The 18,592-nt window shown below is 48.9% G+C and carries 17 protein-coding genes; 9 read left to right on the top strand and 8 right to left on the bottom strand.

Annotation, left to right across the window (positions count from 1 at the left end):
* The first annotated feature begins 2 nt into the window (after nucleotides 1-2).
* Genes L9P36_RS08025 through kdsB form a run of 5 tightly spaced genes read left to right on the top strand, consistent with a single transcriptional unit; the run spans nucleotide 3 to nucleotide 6,100 of the window.
* Entirely contained in the window at nucleotides 3-2,366 is a 2,364-nt protein-coding gene (locus L9P36_RS08025; protein WP_237466183.1) for a DNA internalization-related competence protein ComEC/Rec2, read from the top strand.
* Nucleotides 2,367-2,399: 33 nt separating this feature from the next.
* Nucleotides 2,400-4,154 (top strand): lipid A ABC transporter ATP-binding protein/permease MsbA, encoded by a 1,755-nt coding sequence (gene msbA / locus L9P36_RS08020; RefSeq protein ID WP_237466182.1) that lies wholly within the window; start codon nucleotides 2,400-2,402, stop codon nucleotides 4,152-4,154.
* Nucleotides 4,155-4,159: 5 nt separating this feature from the next.
* The gene (gene lpxK, locus L9P36_RS08015) at nucleotides 4,160-5,179 is read left to right on the top strand and encodes a tetraacyldisaccharide 4'-kinase (RefSeq protein ID WP_237466181.1); all 1,020 of its coding nucleotides are present in this window, start codon (nucleotides 4,160-4,162) and stop codon (nucleotides 5,177-5,179) included.
* A complete protein-coding gene (locus L9P36_RS08010) occupies nucleotides 5,160-5,339 on the top strand; it encodes a Trm112 family protein (RefSeq protein WP_237466180.1) in 180 nt (59 codons plus the stop codon). Before lpxK ends, L9P36_RS08010 begins: the two co-directional genes overlap by 20 nt.
* Entirely contained in the window at nucleotides 5,336-6,100 is a 765-nt protein-coding gene (kdsB, locus tag L9P36_RS08005; RefSeq protein ID WP_237466179.1) for a 3-deoxy-manno-octulosonate cytidylyltransferase, read from the top strand. Before L9P36_RS08010 ends, kdsB begins: the two co-directional genes overlap by 4 nt.
* A gap of 119 nt (nucleotides 6,101-6,219) precedes the next feature.
* On the opposite strand, the gene L9P36_RS08000 is transcribed toward kdsB, so the two are convergent.
* On the bottom strand, nucleotides 6,220-7,407 hold the full coding sequence (locus tag L9P36_RS08000; protein ID WP_237466178.1) for a class I SAM-dependent methyltransferase: 1,188 nt from the start codon (nucleotides 7,405-7,407) through the stop codon (nucleotides 6,220-6,222).
* Between the two features lie 125 nt (nucleotides 7,408-7,532).
* Here L9P36_RS08000 and yccX point away from each other — a divergent pair, with 125 nt between their 5' ends.
* Nucleotides 7,533-7,805 carry an acylphosphatase gene (gene yccX / locus L9P36_RS07995; RefSeq protein ID WP_237466177.1) on the top strand — a complete coding sequence of 91 codons (273 nt, stop codon included), beginning with the start codon at nucleotides 7,533-7,535 and terminating at the stop codon, nucleotides 7,803-7,805.
* Between the two features lie 138 nt (nucleotides 7,806-7,943).
* Here yccX and def read toward each other — a convergent pair whose 3' ends face one another.
* The 3 genes from def to L9P36_RS07980 all read right to left on the bottom strand — a co-directional run bounded on the left by def (nucleotide 7,944) and on the right by L9P36_RS07980 (nucleotide 9,633).
* The gene (def, locus tag L9P36_RS07990) at nucleotides 7,944-8,456 is read right to left on the bottom strand and encodes a peptide deformylase (protein ID WP_237466176.1); all 513 of its coding nucleotides are present in this window, start codon (nucleotides 8,454-8,456) and stop codon (nucleotides 7,944-7,946) included.
* Nucleotides 8,457-8,464: 8 nt separating this feature from the next.
* Nucleotides 8,465-8,794, bottom strand: coding sequence for a TusE/DsrC/DsvC family sulfur relay protein (locus L9P36_RS07985; RefSeq protein ID WP_237466175.1), 330 nt, complete (start codon nucleotides 8,792-8,794; stop codon nucleotides 8,465-8,467).
* A 173-nt stretch (nucleotides 8,795-8,967) separates the two neighbouring features.
* Nucleotides 8,968-9,633, bottom strand: a complete 666-nt coding sequence (locus tag L9P36_RS07980; protein ID WP_237466174.1) for a Bax inhibitor-1/YccA family protein — start codon at nucleotides 9,631-9,633, stop codon at nucleotides 8,968-8,970.
* A gap of 301 nt (nucleotides 9,634-9,934) precedes the next feature.
* Here L9P36_RS07980 and L9P36_RS07975 point away from each other — a divergent pair, with 301 nt between their 5' ends.
* Both L9P36_RS07975 and L9P36_RS07970 read left to right on the top strand, forming a co-directional pair.
* Nucleotides 9,935-11,053 (top strand): efflux RND transporter periplasmic adaptor subunit, encoded by a 1,119-nt coding sequence (locus tag L9P36_RS07975; protein ID WP_237466173.1) that lies wholly within the window; start codon nucleotides 9,935-9,937, stop codon nucleotides 11,051-11,053.
* On the top strand, nucleotides 11,050-14,202 hold the full coding sequence (locus L9P36_RS07970) for an efflux RND transporter permease subunit (protein ID WP_237466172.1): 3,153 nt from the start codon (nucleotides 11,050-11,052) through the stop codon (nucleotides 14,200-14,202). The genes L9P36_RS07975 and L9P36_RS07970 overlap by 4 nt, the downstream gene beginning before the upstream one ends.
* Nucleotides 14,203-14,299: 97 nt before the next feature.
* On the opposite strand, the gene L9P36_RS07965 is transcribed toward L9P36_RS07970, so the two are convergent.
* A complete protein-coding gene (locus tag L9P36_RS07965; RefSeq protein ID WP_237466171.1) occupies nucleotides 14,300-14,722 on the bottom strand; it encodes a hypothetical protein in 423 nt (140 codons plus the stop codon).
* A 278-nt stretch (nucleotides 14,723-15,000) separates the two neighbouring features.
* Between L9P36_RS07965 and L9P36_RS07960 the strand changes: the two genes are divergently transcribed.
* On the top strand, nucleotides 15,001-15,159 hold the full coding sequence (locus L9P36_RS07960; RefSeq protein WP_237466170.1) for a hypothetical protein: 159 nt from the start codon (nucleotides 15,001-15,003) through the stop codon (nucleotides 15,157-15,159).
* Nucleotides 15,160-15,246: 87 nt separating this feature from the next.
* On the opposite strand, the gene L9P36_RS07955 is transcribed toward L9P36_RS07960, so the two are convergent.
* The 3 genes from L9P36_RS07955 to L9P36_RS07945 are packed head-to-tail and all read right to left on the bottom strand — an operon-like array spanning nucleotide 15,247 to nucleotide 18,443.
* Entirely contained in the window at nucleotides 15,247-15,897 is a 651-nt protein-coding gene (locus tag L9P36_RS07955) for a bifunctional 4-hydroxy-2-oxoglutarate aldolase/2-dehydro-3-deoxy-phosphogluconate aldolase (RefSeq protein ID WP_237466169.1), read from the bottom strand.
* Nucleotides 15,894-17,831: a monovalent cation:proton antiporter-2 (CPA2) family protein gene (locus tag L9P36_RS07950; RefSeq protein ID WP_237466168.1), complete on the bottom strand. Its 1,938-nt coding sequence runs from the start codon at nucleotides 17,829-17,831 to the stop codon at nucleotides 15,894-15,896. The genes L9P36_RS07955 and L9P36_RS07950 overlap by 4 nt, the downstream gene beginning before the upstream one ends.
* Before the next feature lie 9 nt (nucleotides 17,832-17,840).
* Nucleotides 17,841-18,443 (bottom strand): NAD(P)H-dependent oxidoreductase, encoded by a 603-nt coding sequence (locus tag L9P36_RS07945; protein WP_237466167.1) that lies wholly within the window; start codon nucleotides 18,441-18,443, stop codon nucleotides 17,841-17,843.
* Nucleotides 18,444-18,592 lie beyond the last annotated feature (149 nt).

Genomic DNA, 18,592 nt, shown 5'->3' with positions numbered 1-18,592 from the left:
CCATGATTCAGACGCTCTGGGTATCTATCGGATGCATGCTATCCCTGCAATGGTGGCCGAGTTTACCTGAGTGGCATGTCATAAGTTTAACAGCAATCGGCGCTGTTGGATTGTTGGTCACGCCATGGCGACGGTGGTCATTGCCTTTATTGGTCTTTATTTGGACGGCAGGGCATGGCTACGATTTTCGTCAGTCGCAGCTTGAGCTCGACGGGCTGACGGATGATATAACCATTCAGGGAACAGTGACCAGCCTTTTTCTACCCTCATTTGATATGTCGCATAAAAAACATGTGGTTATGGTGGCGTTGCAAAATAGCGACGATCGCTATGACCTCGATTTGTCAAAACCGCAGTTGCGTCTTTATTTTAATACACCCACGCAAGTGCCTCGTGCAGGTGAATTGTGGCAATTTGATGTCAAACTCAGACCCATTGTCGGACGTTTCAATGATGGCAGTTTGGATCGTGAGCGTTGGGCGGTGGGGAAACATTTGCTAGGTCAGGGCCGTGTGCTGGCAGTGACACAGATTGATGATACGTCTAGTTGGCGTCAATCTCTTGCGCTTTGGTTAACGCCGCAACTGTCAAATTGGTCCAGTGGTGATTTGATGCTAGCGCTTGTGATGGGCGAGCGCGGTTTACTCACGCAATCGCGCTGGCAGCATCTAAAGCAAAGCGGTTTGGTTCATCTTGTCGCGATTTCTGGTCTTCATATTGGCTTTGCGTTGGCTATTGGTTGGCAATTGGGTGCCCTTTTACGGCGAATTTGGCCCTCAGCGCTGACGCAGTGGTGGCCACTTTATTTGGGCGCAGTGTTTGCACTTGCTTATGCGGCGCTGGCTGGATTTTCTATTCCCACTCAGCGCGCACTGCTGATGGCGACCTTAGTGCTGCTGAGCTACCGCCTGCAATGGCGATTGTCAGGTTGGACTTTGCTCTCTTTAGCGTTGTTCCTTTGCCTATTACGCGATCCACTGAGCAGTTTTGATGCAGGTTTATGGTTGAGTTTTGGTGCCGTTTCGGCGCTTTATTGGGTGATGACTTGGTGGCGGCAAGCGCCGATACAGACGCCCAACGTAAAGAGCGGTGCTGATGGGCAAGGTTATTTATGGTGGGGTGGTGCGCTTACGCATTGTCGGCGCTATGTGTTGCGGCTATTGCAAATTCAAGCGTTGTTGTTTGTTTTGATGCTGCCGATGCAATGGCTGCTATTTGGTGGCGTCAGTTGGCTTGGCCCGCTCAATAATGCCTTGGCGATTCCTTGGGTGGGATTGGTTGTCGCACCCCTCATTATGTTGCTGGTGCTTTTTCTGCCTTGGTTTATGGCTCAAGGCGAGCTACCTCATGGCTTATTGCAGCTTTTTGATTGGTCGTTACAGCCGGTGATTTGGCTGAGTGAAAACGACTATGGCTGGATGGATTTTCCGGCGCGAATGGATTTGCTGTTATTGGGATTGTGTTTAGTCGCGGTCAGTTTTTTCTTCTGGGGTGGCCGCGCGCTGTTGAAATCACACAGCCTATGGTTTGCAGCGCTCGTATTTTGGTTGGTGGGGGTGAGCTGGCCGCGTTCATCCTCTGACGCTTGGCAATTGGTCACTTTAGATGTGGGTCATGGCCTTGCTATGGTGTTAGTGCAAGGGGATGAAGCCGTGCTTTATGATGTGGGCGCGGCTTGGCCTCAGGGTGATGTGGGGCAATCTGTGATTATCCCATGGCTGAATTCACATCAATTAAAATTGCGCGGCATCGTGGTGAGTCATGATGATAATGATCATCGCGGTGGTTTGCGTAGTGTTTTGAAACGATGGCCGATGGTTTGGATGAAAGATAGCCAGCTATCCAATCAAAATGGATGTCGGATGGGTGAGGTTTGGCAATGGCAGGCATTGTCGTTTCAGGTGCTCTGGCCACCGCAACGAGCAAAGCGCGCGAAGAATCAAGACTCATGTGTGTTGTGGGTCAGCGATGGTCATCATGATCTGTTGCTTACAGGGGATCTCGATGCCGCCAGTGAGTACCGAATGCTGGCATATTGGCAGTCAAAAGGTCGGGATTTTAGTCAAGTCGATGTGTTACAAGTTCCGCATCATGGCAGTAAAAGTGCATCGACCAGCCGCTTTTTAACGGCGCTGTCACCCCAAATTGCCCTTAACTCAGCAGCCCGCTATAGCCCTTGGCGATTGCCTCATCCACAGGTGGTTGCGCGTTATCACAAGCATCAGATTCAATGGCTCAATACAGCCCAGCATGGGCAAATTCGACTAGCCTTTAGGCCAGACACCATTGAGATAGATACGCGACGGCAAGGATTATGGCCACGTTGGTATCGCATTCCATTTGGTCCTTCTGCTTTAAATGAGTAGAATGAGCCGACTCAATATTGGATACAGATAGTTATGAGCCAATTTCAAGATAAATCGACCTGGCAAACTTTCCGCCAGCTCTGGCCTTATATTTCGCCTTTCAAAGCAGGGATCGCTGTAGCGGCTGTGGCGCTAGTGATCAATGCTGCGGCTGATACCTACATGGTTTCTATGATCAAACCCTTGATGGATGATGGGTTTGGCAAAGTAGAAAGTAATTATCTACGCCTGATGCCTTTTATTTTACTCGGGGTGATGATTCTACGCGGCTTATCCGGTTTTATTTCTACCTACTGTTTGTCCTGGGTGTCGGGCAAAGTGGTGATGACAATGCGCCGCCGCGTGTTTAGCCATTTTATGAAAATGCCAGTGAGCTACTTTGACCAAGAATCATCGGGGGCGCTGCTTTCGCGCATCACCTATGACTCGGAGCAAGTGGCCGCGGCAACCAGCAGCGCATTGGTGAGCATGGTTCGTGAAGGCGCAATGATCATTGGTTTGCTGATTTTGATGTTTTGGAATAGCTGGCAGCTCTCTTTGGTGCTGTTTATTGTGGCACCCGTGGTGGCTATCTCAATTCAAGTGGTTTCCAAGCGTTTTCGTCGTATTAGTACCAATATGCAGACCACGATGGGGCAAGTCACCTCATCGGCGGAGCAGATGCTCAAAGGGCATCGTGAAGTACTGAGCTTTAATGGTCAAAAGGTGGAAGCGCGCCGCTTTGATGACGTGAGCAACCGCATGCGTCAGCAAAGCATGAAGCTGGTTTCAGCTCAGGCGATTGCCAACCCTGTTGTTCAGGTTTTGGCATCCACAGCACTGGTGGTGGTACTTTGGCTTGCAAGCGTCGATAGTATTCGTGAGCAGTTGACGCCTGGGACCTTTGCAGTGATTTTTGGTGCCATGTTTGGTTTGATGCGTCCACTAAAAGCGCTAACCAATGTGACCTCTCAGTTTCAGCGTGGTATGGCTGCCTGCCATACACTCTTTGATTTGATGGCCCTTGAAACCGAAAAAGATCAAGGCACACATGCGCCAGAGAGTATCCGTGGTGATATCTCGGTGAAAAACGTGACCTTTAGTTATCCAACCAAAGATACACCAGCGCTGCGTGATGTCAGCTTTGATGTGCCAGCCGGTAAAACCTTGGCTTTGGTGGGGCGCTCCGGTTCAGGTAAAAGTACCATCGCCAATCTATTCCCACGTTTTTATGAGATTGATAGTGGCGATATTTTGATTGATGGTCATTCTATTCAATCTTTTGAGCTCAGCAATTTGCGCAATCATCTTGCGATGGTGTCGCAAAACGTTCACCTCTTTAACGATACCATTGCCAATAACATCGCTTATGCCAGCGAAGGCAAATTTACTCGCGAGCAAATTGAACTAGCGGCGACACAAGCGCATGCCATGGAATTTATTCAGGGCATGGAAAACGGTCTAGATACTGTGATTGGTGAAAATGGTGCAAGCTTGTCTGGTGGTCAGCGTCAGCGTATCGCCATTGCCCGTGCATTGCTGCGTGATGCGCCAATTTTGATTCTTGATGAGGCGACCTCGGCGCTGGATACTGAATCTGAAAAAGCGATTCAGCAAGCACTTGAAGAGCTGCAAAAAGATCGCACAGTGATCGTGATTGCGCACCGACTGTCAACCATTGAAAAAGCCGATGAAATCCTTGTGATTGATGAAGGTGAAGTGGTTGAGCGTGGTGATCATCAAACGCTACTGGCACATGATGGTGCCTATGCGCAGCTGCATCGCATTCAATTTGGTCATCACGGATAGTCGTTGTGATAGAGAAACTTTGGTTTCAGTCCCATTGGTTGGGCATTGTGTTATGGCCGCTCTTGCGGCCATTAAGTGCGCTTTATGGCTGGATTGTTCGCAAAAAACGCCGAACATTTTTAGAGCATCCCGAGCAATCCTATCGCGCGCCTTGTCCTGTCATTGTGGTGGGCAATCTCACGGCTGGTGGTAACGGAAAAACACCAGTTGTGATTTGGCTGGTTGAAGCGTTGCAACAGCAAGGTTTAAGCGTGGGGGTTGTCTCGCGTGGCTATGGTGGAAAAGCGCCGCATTATCCCTATTTGGTGGATGCACAAACCGCAACCGCCATTGCCGGTGACGAGCCAGTGCTGATCGCTAAGCGCACAGGTGCGAGTGTGGCCGTTGCGCCCAAACGGAGTCAAGCCATTGAGGCGATTTTGGCGCAGCAGCCTGTGGATGTGATTATTACTGATGATGGTCTACAGCACTATGCCATGGCTCGCGATATTGAATTGGTGGTGGTAGATGGGATGCGCCGATTTGGTAATGGCCATTATATGCCCCAAGGGCCGATGCGTGAGTCTGAAGCGCGGTTGTCCTCAGTCGATTATGTGATTTGCAATGGTGGGCAAGCGATGCCGGGTGAATACGCCATGCAGCTTGCACCGCAAGCTATGATTAATGTGAAAACCGGTGAGCGCGTGACCATTGCGAACTTTTTAGCGCAGCATCGCCAAGCGGTTGCGATGGCGGGCATTGGTCATCCACCGCGATTTTTTAATACATTGAAACAGCTAGGTTTTTCACTGCTTTCTTGTCATCCCTTCGTCGATCATCAAAGTGTTTCGCCAGAGACGCTTAATGGTTTGGTCGATGAACAAACACCATTGCTAATGACCGAAAAAGATGCAGTAAAATATCAAGAATGCAGTCAAGCCAATTGGTGGTATTTGGCGGTCGACGCCCAGTTTGAGCAATCCATGGCGCCACTGCTCGCGCATGTGATGCATTGTAAGGAAGAGTATGGATCATCGTCTATTTGAAATCGTGGCTTGCCCTGTTTGCCAAGGCAAGTTGCACTTTGATAAAGAAAATCATCAACTCATTTGTAAATTTGATCGCTTGGCTTATCCCATTGTGGATGACATTCCTGTGTTATTGGAAACAGAGGCCGTGGCATTGAAAAGCGAGTCTGAAGCATGAGTTTTACTGTGATTATTCCGGCGCGATATGCATCGAGCCGTTTACCTGCTAAACCGCTAGCAGATATTGCTGGTAAGCCGATGATTCAGTGGGTTTATGAGCGTGCGCTTGCGTCGAATGCAAACCGCGTGATTATCGCCACAGATGATCAGCGCGTTTTTGATGCTGCTAAAGATTTTGGTGCTGAGGTGTGTCTCACCTCTGCTGATCATCAATCGGGCACTGAACGTTTGGCCGAAGTGGTTGCCCATTATCAGTTAGCCGATGATGAAATCGTGGTCAATGTACAGGGGGATGAACCTTTGATCCCTGTTGAGATGATCAACCAAGTGGCCGCTAATCTTGCGCGTTTTTCTGAAGCGCCTATGGCCACTCTCGCTGTGCCAATGACTGATATCGATGAAGTATTTAATCCAAATGCGGTCAAAGTCGTGATGGATCAGCAAGGCTTTGCGCTATATTTCAGCCGCGCTAGCGTGCCATGGCAGCGAGATCATTTTAACCAAGCGCCTGCGCAACTTGCAGCGCCGCTGCATCGCCATATTGGTATTTATGGTTATCGAGCCGGTTTTATTAGCCGCTATGTCAGCTGGCAAGCCAGTCCATTAGAGCAGCTTGAATGCTTAGAGCAGCTTCGCGTGCTTTGGTATGGCGAGAAAATCCATGTTGATGTGGTCGAGCAAGCGCCACCTGCTGGGGTGGATACCCTTGAAGATCTCGAGCGTGTGCGCGCTTATTTGCAGTCGTATGGCAATGCGTGACAGTAGTGCCATAGTGCTAAAGCCGTAGCGCAATGATTACGCTGCGCCGCTCAGTCAAAAAAGCCCAATGCATGCATTGGGCTTTTTACTTATTTGGCCGTTGTATCCGCTAATTTGGATTAGCGAACCAAGCAGGCAAAACCTTTGAGGTAAAAACCTTCAGGATAGGTGCTCAGAATCGGGTGATCTGCCGCTTGGCCGAAGCGCTCAATAAATTGCACATCGCGACCAGCATCAATGGCCGCATCTGCCAAAATCTTTTGAAATAGATTTTGCTCCATCAAGCCTGAGCAGGAGTAGCTGAGCAACACGCCGCCAGGTTTGAGAATTTGCATGGCAAGCATATTGATATCTTTGTAGCCACGGCAGGCGCCATTGAGCTGCGCCTTTGATTCTGCAAATTTAGGTGGATCCATTACCACCACATCAAATTTTTGGCCTTCATCGCGGTATTGGCGAAGTAGGGCAAACACATCAGCATTGAGAAATTCTGCGCGGCTGAGATCAAAGGCATTGCGCTGACAGTTCGCTTTGGCTGTGTCGAGCGCCAGTTGTGATACATCCACGTTGCGCACCATCTTCGCGCCTGCCTTGAGCGCGTAAAGACCAAAACCACCGGTGTAACTAAAACAGTTCAGCACATTTTGATCTTTGAAGTATTTCATTGCAGCAAAACGGCTATCTCGCTGATCCAGATAAAAACCTGTTTTATGGCCTTTTTCGACATCAACACCAATGCGCACGCCATGTTCACAGATCTCAAGATCCGCAGGTAGTTCACCATGGAGCAGGCCAGTGCGCAGTTTTAGCCCCTCTTTTTTGCGAACAGCAACATCAGAACGCTCATAAATCGCGCACTCAGGATAGCAGTGACGCAATGCGGCAACGAGATTATCGCGCTGCGCATCAGCGCCGGCACTGAGCAGTTGGCAAACCAACACATTGTCATAGCGGTCGATGGTGATCCCGGGCAAGCCATCGGATTCAGCGGCAATGAGACGGTAACCTGTGAGGTTATCACGCGCGGCGAGCATGCTTCGAAGTTGCTGTGCTTGTTCTAGACGGCGAATGAAAAAAGCGCTGTCAATTTGCTCATCAGATTCAAAGGTCCATACGCGTGCTCGAATTTGAGACTGAGGCGAGTAGGCACCACGTGCAATAAATTGGCCCTGAGCGTCCAAAATATCCACAGTATCACCTAGTTGCGGTTTGCCCTCGATGCGCGCAATAGCGCGAGAGAAAATCCAAGGATGGCGGCGAAGGAGTGATTTTTCGCGGCCTTTGGCTAAAAATAGTTGGGGAGTCATATCAATTCGTCTGCAGCGATGGTAAGCATCAAAGTGCGAGCATTATAGGGGAAAATGCGAAATTTACCATGTAGCATGGCGGATTCAGGTGTGGATGATGGGTGATTGAGCGTAAAGAGGTGACTATGGCAGAAATGTGTGTGCGAACATTGGTAACTGGGCATGTGCAAGGCGTGGGTTTTCGTTTTCATACCGCCCATCAAGCGATCAAACTTGGTTTAACCGGCTATGCGATAAATTTGCCCTTTGGTGATGTTGAAGTGGTGGCCTGTGGTGAGCCAAGTCGAGTGGCCGCGCTGTTGGCTTGGCTAGAGCAGGGGCCGAAAACGGCGCGCGTCGATGGGCTAGATAGCCAAGAGATAGAGAAACGCTATTTTGCCAAATTCTCTATGGGATAGAGGGGGCTCTATGGGATGCCGGTTTTCTATAAGCTAAAGAGTTTGCTAGTAGGGTCGCGGGCTCTTTGTGGGTGGCGCGACTTCCATGGGATAGTGAGCGTTTTACTCGAGTCTATCCCATGGTCGATATCGATAAAATTAATCGCGGTGTTTGAGCGCTTTTTTCATCTTGGTCAACGCGCGTGTTTTTTTCAGCGGTGACAAATAATCGATAAACAGAGTACCTTTGAGGTGATCAATTTCATGCTGCATTACGATGGCAAGAAAATCATCACTGGCATCGCGAGAAATCGTCATTGGATTGCCTTGGGCGTCCTGCGCTTCAACCGTCACGCTTTGATAGCGGGTTACGTCGGCATACACTTCAGGCACAGACAAGCAGCCTTCTTGGCCGATAACTTCACCATCGCCTTGGGTAATTTTAGGATTCACCAAAACCAGTGGGTTATTACGCTCTTCAGAAAGGTCAATCACCACGATGGCAAGGCTTTCACCAATTTGAGGTGCGGCAAGGCCGATGCCATTATCCGTTTCATAAAGCGTATCAAGCATATCTGCGATCACGCTTTGTGCAGCTGTAAAGTCGGTAACTTCAGCGGCTTGTTGGCTGAGCACTGGGTGCGGCGGAGTAATAATTGGACGTACTGCCATGAATGACCTCAAATACATTTCACAGGTTTAGGTAAACCTGCCAATTTCGTTGCTTGTTTCGCTGGCCCTTGAGGAAATAGGCGGTAAAGGTAGCGGCTATTGCCTTTTTCTTCACCATACTCTTTGGCCATGGCCTTCACCAACATTCGAATGGCGGGTGAAGTATTAAATTCCAAGTAAAACTGTCGAACAAAACGAATCACTTCCCAATGTTCGTCAGTGAGGGTAATCCCTTCTTCTGCGGCAAGCTCGGCGACGAGGCCGTCATGCCATTGCTGACTATCGAGCAAATAACCTTGTGGGTCTGTGGCAATCGTATTGCCTTGTAGATCGATCATAAAAACCTCATCAAGTTGCGGCGCAAGATTACTGACAATTGAGAAAGGCTGCAAGTTTTCGACCATCGCTTTTACCAATTGTTGCTATGGACGGTGGCCATAGCTGAGGCGTACGCGTAAAAAATTGGCACAAAAAAACCGGCGCAAGGCCGGCTTTTTTAAGCGACTGGTGATTAATCATCGCTACCCATGATACCTAGAATACGAACTAGGCTCATAAAGATGTTGAATAGGTTGAGGTACATGCCCACAGTTGCGCGCACATAGTTGGTTTCTTCACCATGAATAATGCTGCTGGTGTCATACAAGATGTAACCAGAAAATAGCAATACAATGGCAGAGCTAATAGCCAATTGGAAGGTTTGACCACCAAAGAAAATGCCGATGATTGATGCAAGCAGTACGGTAATCAAACCAGCAAACAAGAAACCACCCATAAATGAGAAGTTCTTCTTAGTGGTAAGCACGTAACCCGATAGCGCAAGGAAGATAGCACCTGTCATTGCAAAGGCCTGCAAAATAATTGCGCCAGTACCAGATAGGCCAACATAGTAGTTGAGTGTTGGGCCTGCCGATGCACCCAGTAGGGTGGTAAATACGAAGGTCCAGACAATGCCACTTGGGCTGTTATAGGTACGAGGTAGCACAAACCATACAATCACAAGTGCTGCCAATGACATGATAAGGCCCATCATCGGTGCCATGTTCATTTGCATGGTAACAAATGCTGCGATTGCACTGGTAAATAGTGTCATTGAAAGAAGTGAATAGGTATTGCGAAGCACTTTGTGCGTGCTCAGCAAACTCTGCTCACGTGATGAAACGATTTGATCTTGCATGATGGGCTCCTTTCAGCCGATTTGCGTCACTGTCTTTATGATGGGGATTCCCAGCAAAAGTTCAAGTGCGAATTTGTAACACTCTAACGCATTCAGCATCTTTTTCAATAGGATTATGACTTTTAAGGCTTTTTTGAAATTTAATCTGATCTTTATCTTTGCTTTGCTATGGCTTTCATCAAGGCTGTTTCATTTTCTGACATTTAGAAATAAAGCGCGATAAATCACCAAGATGGGTCGTCATTGATTATTTTTCACGCTATTGTTAAGCCAGTGTTGTATTAGATGAAGGAACTGGTTAATGCAAAGCAAACTAATCATTCTTGTGATGGGTTTATTACTATCTGGATGCGGTGAGTCACAGATGGCGCCGGAAATACCGGCACCTTTGGTCACGGTCACCCCCGTGAAAACTATCGATTATCAACACCGAAAAGTGTATGTCGGGCGTACGGAAGCCAAGGATGATATTGCGCTGATGGCATTGGTATCGGGCTATATTACGAAAATCGATTTTGTTGAAGGTGAAAAAGTCGCACCAGGCGATTTACTCTTTCAGATCGACCCCGCTCCCTATCTTGCTAAAGTTGCGACTGCCAAAGCGGATATCGAAAAAGCCAAAGCGCAGCTAGAAAATGCTGAGCGCGAATACCAGCGCGGTAAAAAACTCTTGCCTCGAGGCAGCATTAGTCAAAATACTTTCGATGGCTTAAAGGCCGCTCGTCTGACCGCCAAAGCCCAACTCTCAGCCGCGCAGGCGCAGCTTTCTGCAGCTGAAGCCGAATTGGGATATACCGAAATTCGCGCGCCTTTTGCAGGGCGCATTAGTGACAGTAAAGTTGCACTGGGCGATCTTGTCTCACCAAATAGTGGTGCATTGGCATCGCTGGTTGCCCTTGATCCCATGTATGCCAGTTTTAACCTCAGTGAAAAAGAGCGCTTAAATCTTGGCCTTGATCAGCTGGATGGCAGTGCACAGGGAAGCCAAGGTAAGGTGGAAGTGCATTTGGTGCTGTCGAATAAAAGCCAATATGACCATGCAGGCGCACTTGATTACGTGGGTAACCGCATTGATCAGCAAACCGGTACCATCGTGATTCGTGCCTCTTTCCCCAATCCTCAAGAGCTACTGTTGCCAGGCCAATTTGTGCAGATTGAGCTTAAAGAGGCGCAGCCAAAAGCAGAGCTAGTGGTGCCGCGCCGCGCCGTACAAAGCGATTTAGAGTCAGATTTTGTGATGGTGCTTGGCGCCAATAATATCGCTGAGCGGCGCAATGTGAATTTGGGCGCTCAAGTTGGTGGTGATGTGATTATCACCGATGGCCTTCAAGCCAATGATGTGGTGATTGTCACTGGTTTGCAAAAGGTGCGCAATGCCAAACCCGTGCGTGTGGAATCGAATAAGGAGCCAAGCGCATGATGAGTCGTTTTTTTATTCAGCGCCCCAAATTTGCCTTGGTGATTGCGCTGATTATGTTGCTCTCAGGAACCATCGCTCTCTTTGTATTACCGATCACCGAATATCCGCAAATTAGCCCGCCATCGGTGAATGTGACCGCCTATTACAATGGTGCGAGTGCTGAAACGGTGGAAGAGGCTGTTGCAGAGCCCATTGAGCAGTCAGTAAATGGCGTGGAGAACATGATTTACATGTCCTCAAAAAGTGCCAATAACGGGATGTATAGTCTCACGGTGACCTTTGATATCGGTACTGATGCCGATATGGCGCAGGTTAATGTGCAAAACCGAGTGTCTCAAGTGGAGTCCAAATTGCCGCAAGAGGTTCGGCAGACCGGGATCACCGTCAGTAAACAGTCACCTGATATTTTGATGGTACTGAACTTCTATTCTGATGATGGTCGCTACGATGACCAATTTCTCGTCAATTACCTCAATCTCAACATCAAAGATCAGCTCGCGCGAACCAAGGGGATCGCCAATGTCAATGTCATTGGCTCCGGTGAGTACGCCATGCGGGTTTGGATGAACCCTGAAAAAATGGCCAATCTTGGCGTTACTACGGGGGATATAAAAAACGCGCTGGCCGAGCAAAACGTGCAGGTGGCCGCTGGTAAAATTGGCGCCGCGCCTTTTTTTGATGCCACGGAAGTGGAAGTGAGCTTGGTGACTAAGGGGCGTTTAAGCACAGCGGAAGAGTTTGAAAATATTGTGCTACGCGCGCGTGATGATGGCTCCAGTGTTTACTTAAAAGATGTTGCCAATGTTGAGCTTGGCAAGCGCTCCTACGATGGCGGCGGTTATTTTCGTGGAAAAGATGCGGCCATTGTGGCGCTCACCTTGCAATCAGATGCCAATGCACTGGAAAGTGGCGCGGCTGTGATGGCTCTGTTGGAGCGCCTTCAGCCGAATATGCCTGAAGGGCTGTTGTATGAAACCAGCTATGACACCACCTTGTTTGTCTCAGAATCGATTAAAGGCGTGGTCTCTACGCTGATTCAATCGATTTTGTTGGTGATCGCCGTAACCTACCTCTTTTTAGGAAGTGTGCGCGCAACGCTTATTCCTGTGGTTGCTATCCCTGTGTCTTTGGTGGGGACTTTTGCCATTATGCTCAGCACCGGGTTTACCATTAATACGGTGACCTTGTTTGGTTTGATTTTGGCAATTGGTATTGTGGTGGATGATGCCATTTTGGTGATTGAAAATGTCGATACCAATTTGCAAAACGATCCCACCTTAACGCCAAGGCAAGCTACGCTCAAGGCGATGGAAGCGGTGACCGGTCCCATCGTGACTTCAACTTTGGTGCTGCTGGCGGTATTTATTCCGGTGAGCTTACTGCCGGGGATCACGGGTATCATGTATCGGCAGTTTGCGCTGACGATTTGTATCTCTGTGGTGCTCTCCTCCATCAATGCACTGACGTTATCTCCAGCGCTGTGCTCTTTAGTGCTGAAATCAGGTGATGATAACCAATCGGGTTGGTTTGCTGCCTTTAACCGTGGCTTAAATCGTTTGACTGAGCGCTATGGCAAGATTGCGGGTTTCTTGGTGCGTAAAAGCATTGTGCTGGCTTTGGTTTTCGTCATCGCCATTGCCACGCTGGGTCAGCTTGCAAAAAATACCCCCAGTGAATTTGTGCCGCAGGAAGATAAAGGGATCTTACTGGTCAATGTCCAGTTGCCAGATTCGGCTTCCTTGTCACGCACTGAAGCGGTGACCGAGAAGTTACTGACCATTGTGGAGCAAGAGCCCGCCATTGAAGGTATCACCTTAGCCAATGGCTATGCGGTGATTTCAGGCTCTGCGGCTGCCAATGGTGCGACTTTATTTATCAAGCTCAAAACATGGCAAGAGCGCAATGCCATGGATGGCGACCAATCGGCTGATGCGATTATTGCACGGATTAATGGACGCGCCGCACAGGCGTTGCCAGAGGCCAGTGTATTTGCGCTTGGGCCACCATCGGTACCGGGTATGGGGACAGCGGCTGGTTTTGAATTTGTGCTCGAAGACACCATGGGGCGCTCTCGCTCTGAGCTTGCGCAGGTGATGAATAGCCTGATTGCTGAGGCGAGCCGCCAGCCTGAAATTGCCTACGCTTTTAGTACCTTTCGCGCCAATGTGCCGCACTACTATATCGATATTAATCGGCAAAAAGTGAAACAGCTGGGGATTCCACTGTCAGAAGTATTCCAAACGTTGCAAGCGAATTTGGGGGGCATGTATGTCAATGACTTTAGCCTCTATGGCAAAAGCTATCGTGTGACCATGCAAGCTGATGCGCCATTTCGCGGTGAGGTGGGTGATTTAGGTCGATTTTATGTCCGCTCATCAACGGGGGCTATGGTACCACTAAGTACGCTCATTGAAGTGAAACCTGTCTTTGAACCTGATGTCGCATGGCGTTACAACATGTATCGCGCCGCTGTGATTCAAGGGGTGGCTGCGCCGGGCTATGCCAGCGGTGATGCCATCGCCGCGATGCAGCGCGTGGCGCAAGAGGTGATGCCGCAGGGTTACCAATATGAATGGACAGGGATGGCTTACCAAGAGATTCAAGCCGGTAGCATGGCGATCTATGCCTTTATGTTGGCGATCATTTTCATTTATCTGTTTATGGTGGCGCAATATGAAAGCTGGTCGATTCCGCTGGCGATTATTTTGGTGGTGCCAGTGGCAACGCTGGGGGCTTATTTAGCTCTGTGGGTCACTTCCTCGCCACTCAACCTATATGGTCAAATAGGTTTGGTCTTGCTGATTGCGCTGGCATCAAAAAATGCCATTTTGATCGTTGAATTTGCGAAAAATGAGCGCGAGCAAGCAGAGCATCCCATTGATAAATCAGCTGTGATGGGGGGAACCTTGCGTTTTCGCGCGGTGAACATGACATCATGGTCTTTTATTTTGGGGATGGTGCCGTTGATTTTGGCTAGCGGCGCAGGTGCGGCGAGTCAAAACTCCTTGGGGATCGCCTTACTTGGGGGCTTGCTTTGCGTATTGATTGCCGGTACCTGCTTGATTCCTGGCTTCTTTGCTGTCATTCAGCGTCGCCGCGAGCGTTTCCATGGTGGCTCCACCAAGCTTAAACCCTTGGAGGATGACTGAGTGCCGACGAGTGATCTGATTACGGTCAGGTTATCTTATCGTGGATAAGAGCAATAAAAAGCGCCGCAATTGCGGCGCTTTTATGTTTTCGAAAGGATTAAATATCTTGCAGACAGTAAAACTGATGACTGCCAAAGCGCCAGCACCAATCAGGCGTCCAGCTTTCATCCATCAACACAATGCATAGAGGTTGATGATATTGACGCAACAGTAAGTTGAGGCGGTCATAACTGGCGCGGCTAACCATAATAATGTGAGACTCTGCCATGGTGATCAGCTGGCACATCATGCTGGTATCAGCTGCTTTATGAATAGGCAGCACATCATAGCCATGTTCGGCGAGTAATCGCTGAAGGGGCGCTGCGATATCTAGCTGTTCAGTAAGTACGGTAATGGCTTGCTGGCTGCCATAGTAGGCTGCAAGTGAGTCGAGCAGCGGGCGCCACGCAAAGGATGAGTGACCGCAGGAGAGTACGGGGACTTTAGATTGTTGCGGTTTGTAGTCTAAGACTGGGTGCATAATTCGTCTTTCCTTGAGCAAGCTGATTAAAGCATATGCAATTGGGGTGGGTGAATGTCAGTCCTGTGTCAAATCACAAAGAGATGATGGGTTGATATAACTGTGAGAAAAAGTATAGGAAACAGAAAAGGGTTTTGTGCATTTTTTGCCATGACATGTTTGGATAAATGAATGGCGACTCATTTGTGCCTTCCGCTGTGTCTTGTTGCGCAGAGCAGGTATGCTTAGATGAGTGATACTGTTTGGAATGACATCTATTTCAGCGTAGGCGGTCGATTATGACGCGAATTGCAGCAATTCTGATTCTATTTACCATTGCATTTTTCTTGGCGAAAAATGTGAAAAGCCAGCGAGGTCGTCGCCGGCTCTGGTTGATTCTCGGTGGTAGTTTTTTACTGTATTTAGCCATTGTGGTTGGCTATGAGGTGCAATTTTAGAGCCGGTATCACCGACTCTAAATTGTGGGTTTGCAGATTTGATTTAGCTTTATTGGGCTAGATAAAGCTGAATTGAAATAAGCTTCACTAAACCAGATTTAGGCTAAATGCGTTGTTTGCGATTTGGCTTGCCTGACGCGCCAATTGTCCCATCTCATGCCACTGTTTTTGCGCAATGAGCTGGGGGGTAACCATCCACGTGCCGCCGCAAGCATAGATGCGATCAATGGCCAAATAATCTTGCACGTTTTGAGCATTAATACCGCCCGTGGGCATCAGTTGAATTTGCTGATAGGGCGCAAGTAGCGCTTTGATCATCGCAATGCCACCCGATGCTTCTGCCGGGAAAAATTTGAGGGTAGTTAAACCAAGCTCTAGGGCCTGCTCAATGGTCGATGGGTTATTGACGCCTGGAATCATGGCAATCTGTGCATCCTGACAAGCTTTCACTGTATTGGGATTGAGTCCCGGGGCCACCACAAATTGTGCGCCCGCAGCTTGTGCTTGTTTGGCTTGCTCAATATTTAATACCGTGCCAGCGCCAATTAACATATCGGGTTGATCGTCGCGAAGGCGGGCGATCGCTTCGGCCGCCGCGGCTGAGCGAAAGGTGATTTCCGCAGCAGGCAGGCCATTGTGAGCAAGCGCACGGCCAATGGGAATAATATCTTTTGCCTGCTCTATGGCGATCACGGGAATAATTTTAACGTTGGCCAATGCATCGACTAAGGATTTCATCGGGACTCCTCGATTGGTGCCGAATCGGCTAATTCTTCTTCATAATGTTTCGGTGGCGGCGTCCAGCCATGGACACTTCGGCTGTGATTGTCCGCCTGTTGTGAAATAGCAGCTCGAATGGTTTCTTCTAACTCGATAAAGAGCTTGCGATAGTTATTATCAAATCGTTCGCCTTCGCTGTCGTCGAGCCACGCCTCATAAAGCGCATCTGAACTTTGTTTTTCGACGGTTTTAAAGCGCTGTTTCTGTTTTTCCACTTGAAAAGGATGAAATCCGAGCTGACAAAGTGCTGTGGTACCAAGTTCAAGCGCAGAGTGAAAGGTTTCACTTTCGATATGATCGGCACCAACGCTGCGCAGCATATAAGCATGACCCCGGTCAAAGGCGCGCGCCCAAACCGCGAGGTTGGGATGGCTGTGTTTGACGTAGCGTACCAGCTCAACGCTGCGCTCTTGATCATCCATGGCAACAATGAGCAATTTTGCTTGGTCAATGCCTGCGGTGTGCAATAAATCTGGACGGGTAGCATCACCAAAATAGCTTTTAGTGTTGATTTTACGAAGGTTATCGACTTGTGTGGCTTCATGGTCAAGGACCACAGTTTGCACGCCATTCGCCACTAAAAGGCGGTTAATGATTTGCCCAACACGCCCCACACCGGCGATGATCACCGTGCCCTGTTCATCGATATCATCAGCCTCGCGTTCGTTCTCTTTAGCTTGAAAGCGCGGTGCGATCAGCTTATCAAAGGCAATAAACAGACCCGGCGTGAGGAACATGGATAGCGCAACCACCATGGAAAGGGTTTGGCTCATATCGCTGCTGAGCACTTGGCTTTGCGCACTAAAGCTGAGTAATACAAAGCCAAATTCACCCGCTTGCCCAAGGCTGAGTGCAAAAAGCCAAAGCGCAACACCGCGCAGGCGAAAGAGTAGGCCAATGGGCAGCAAAATAATGATTTTGAGCAGCATTAAGCCAAGAGTGAGGCCAATGATGGTGAAAAATTGTGAAAATAGCAGGCCAAAATGAATGCCCGCACCAACGGTGATAAAGAAAAGGCCGAGCAATATACCCTTGAACGGATCAATGTTGGACTCAAGCTCATGGCGAAACTCACTGTTCGCCAGTACCACGCCTGCTAAGAAAGTACCCAGTGCGGGTGATAAGCCCACCACACTCATCAGCGCCGCAATGCCGATCACTAGCATTAAAGCGGTGGCGGTAAATATTTCACGTAGACCCGAGTTAGCAACAAAGGTGAGTAGCGGGCGACTGAGAAAATGACCACCGACGACCACTGCACTGATCGCCAGCATAACTACCAAACCATGCGCCCAACCGGGCAGGTTAGCCACCAAACTTAAACTGCTATGGGCATCGCTGGCTTGTTGCGCCAGTTGCTGACTTTGCTCAACCAATTCTGGCAGCGCCAAAAATGGAATAATGGCGAGCATCGGAATGACCGCAATATCTTGAAACAGCAAGACGGAAAAAGCGCTGCGCCCGCCCTCTGTGCGGTTAAGATGCTTTTCATTGAGCGTTTGCAGCACAATTGCGGTGGAGGAGAGGGCGAAAATAAACCCTATGGTCAAAGCCACACGCCAGTTTTGGCCAAATTGCAGTGCAATCAAAGTGACGAGCAAGGTGGTGAGAAAAACCTGTAAACCACCTAAACCAAGCAAGCGATGGCGCATTCGCCATAGGGTTTTAGGATCGAGCTCAAGACCCACCAAAAATAGCATCATCACCACGCCAAATTCAGCAAAGTGCTGAATGGTATTGGTTTCGCTGCCAACAAGGCCGATCACTGGGCCAATCACCACGCCCGCAATGAGATATCCCAATACTGAGCCTAAACCAAAGCGTTTGGCTAGCGGTACGGCAATCACTGCTGCCAGCAGATAGATAAAAGCCTGAATAAAATAGCTTGTCATGCCAGCTCCTTAGATGTGCTCAGTATTGGGCAGTTGAATTAATCCCTGTGCGTTTTGTGGTAAGTCTAAATCGCCACGACTGAGCTGCGACAATAGTGCCTGCCACTGCGCAAGGTGTGTTTTACTACTGCCATTTTCCACGGCGCTGCGCGATGCAAAGAGGACAAAGGGCGGCAAGAAATTCATGCCAATTAAGTTGGCGGTTTGCTCAAAGGGGCGCAGCAGCTCGCGAATGGGATAGTGATTGTAGCCATCGGTTTGATAGGCAGCTTCTTTGCCGCCTGCGGTGATCGCACATAACATGGATTTGCCATGTAACGCAGTGCCTTGATGGCCATAGGCAAAGCCATACTCTAAAACGAGATCTTGCCACTCTTTCAAAATGGCAGGTGCTGAGTACCAATAGAGCGGGAATTGAAAAATGATGATGTCATGGTCACGAAGTCGTTGCTGCTCACGCGCTATATCAATATCAAATGTTGGATATTCCGCATAAAGATCAACGCAGGTGAGGTCATCACGCTGTTTTGCTAGCGCAAACATGGGACGATTGATTTCGGACTGACGTTGCGATGGGTGTGCAAAATAAAGCAGAAGGCGAGGTGCTTGCATGGTGCCATCCTTGAAAATAGAAGCGGTTAAGCCTAAGTTAATTTTTTTTGAATGAAAATGCATGTATTACCATGCAATTTATCTTAACTTCATTGATTGTAGTGCTTTTTGAATTCGCGCTTTGAACTGTGATAGATGCAAGAGGGGAA

Source organism: Vibrio stylophorae (assembly GCF_921293875.1).
Lineage (GTDB): Bacteria > Pseudomonadota > Gammaproteobacteria > Enterobacterales > Vibrionaceae > Vibrio_A > Vibrio_A stylophorae.
This window is presented reverse-complemented; position numbering and strand designations above follow the sequence as displayed.

Bases quoted from the DNA above. Each gene is read 5' to 3' on its own strand.
- L9P36_RS08025 (WP_237466183.1), top strand. From the start codon at position 3: ATGATTCAGACGCTCTGGGTATCTATCGGATGCATGCTATCCCTGCAA.
- msbA (WP_237466182.1), top strand. From the start codon at position 2,400: ATGAGCCAATTTCAAGATAAATCGACCTGGCAAACTTTCCGCCAGCTC.
- L9P36_RS08010 (WP_237466180.1), top strand. From the start codon at position 5,160: ATGGATCATCGTCTATTTGAAATCGTGGCTTGCCCTGTTTGCCAAGGC.
- kdsB (WP_237466179.1), top strand. From the start codon at position 5,336: ATGAGTTTTACTGTGATTATTCCGGCGCGATATGCATCGAGCCGTTTA.
- L9P36_RS08000 (WP_237466178.1), bottom strand. From the start codon at position 7,407: ATGACTCCCCAACTATTTTTAGCCAAAGGCCGCGAAAAATCACTCCTT.
- yccX (WP_237466177.1), top strand. From the start codon at position 7,533: ATGGCAGAAATGTGTGTGCGAACATTGGTAACTGGGCATGTGCAAGGC.
- def (WP_237466176.1), bottom strand. From the start codon at position 8,456: ATGGCAGTACGTCCAATTATTACTCCGCCGCACCCAGTGCTCAGCCAA.
- L9P36_RS07985 (WP_237466175.1), bottom strand. From the start codon at position 8,794: ATGATCGATCTACAAGGCAATACGATTGCCACAGACCCACAAGGTTAT.
- L9P36_RS07980 (WP_237466174.1), bottom strand. From the start codon at position 9,633: ATGCAAGATCAAATCGTTTCATCACGTGAGCAGAGTTTGCTGAGCACG.
- L9P36_RS07975 (WP_237466173.1), top strand. From the start codon at position 9,935: ATGCAAAGCAAACTAATCATTCTTGTGATGGGTTTATTACTATCTGGA.
- L9P36_RS07970 (WP_237466172.1), top strand. From the start codon at position 11,050: ATGATGAGTCGTTTTTTTATTCAGCGCCCCAAATTTGCCTTGGTGATT.
- L9P36_RS07965 (WP_237466171.1), bottom strand. From the start codon at position 14,722: ATGCACCCAGTCTTAGACTACAAACCGCAACAATCTAAAGTCCCCGTA.
- L9P36_RS07960 (WP_237466170.1), top strand. From the start codon at position 15,001: ATGACGCGAATTGCAGCAATTCTGATTCTATTTACCATTGCATTTTTC.
- L9P36_RS07955 (WP_237466169.1), bottom strand. From the start codon at position 15,897: ATGAAATCCTTAGTCGATGCATTGGCCAACGTTAAAATTATTCCCGTG.
- L9P36_RS07950 (WP_237466168.1), bottom strand. From the start codon at position 17,831: ATGACAAGCTATTTTATTCAGGCTTTTATCTATCTGCTGGCAGCAGTG.
- L9P36_RS07945 (WP_237466167.1), bottom strand. From the start codon at position 18,443: ATGCAAGCACCTCGCCTTCTGCTTTATTTTGCACACCCATCGCAACGT.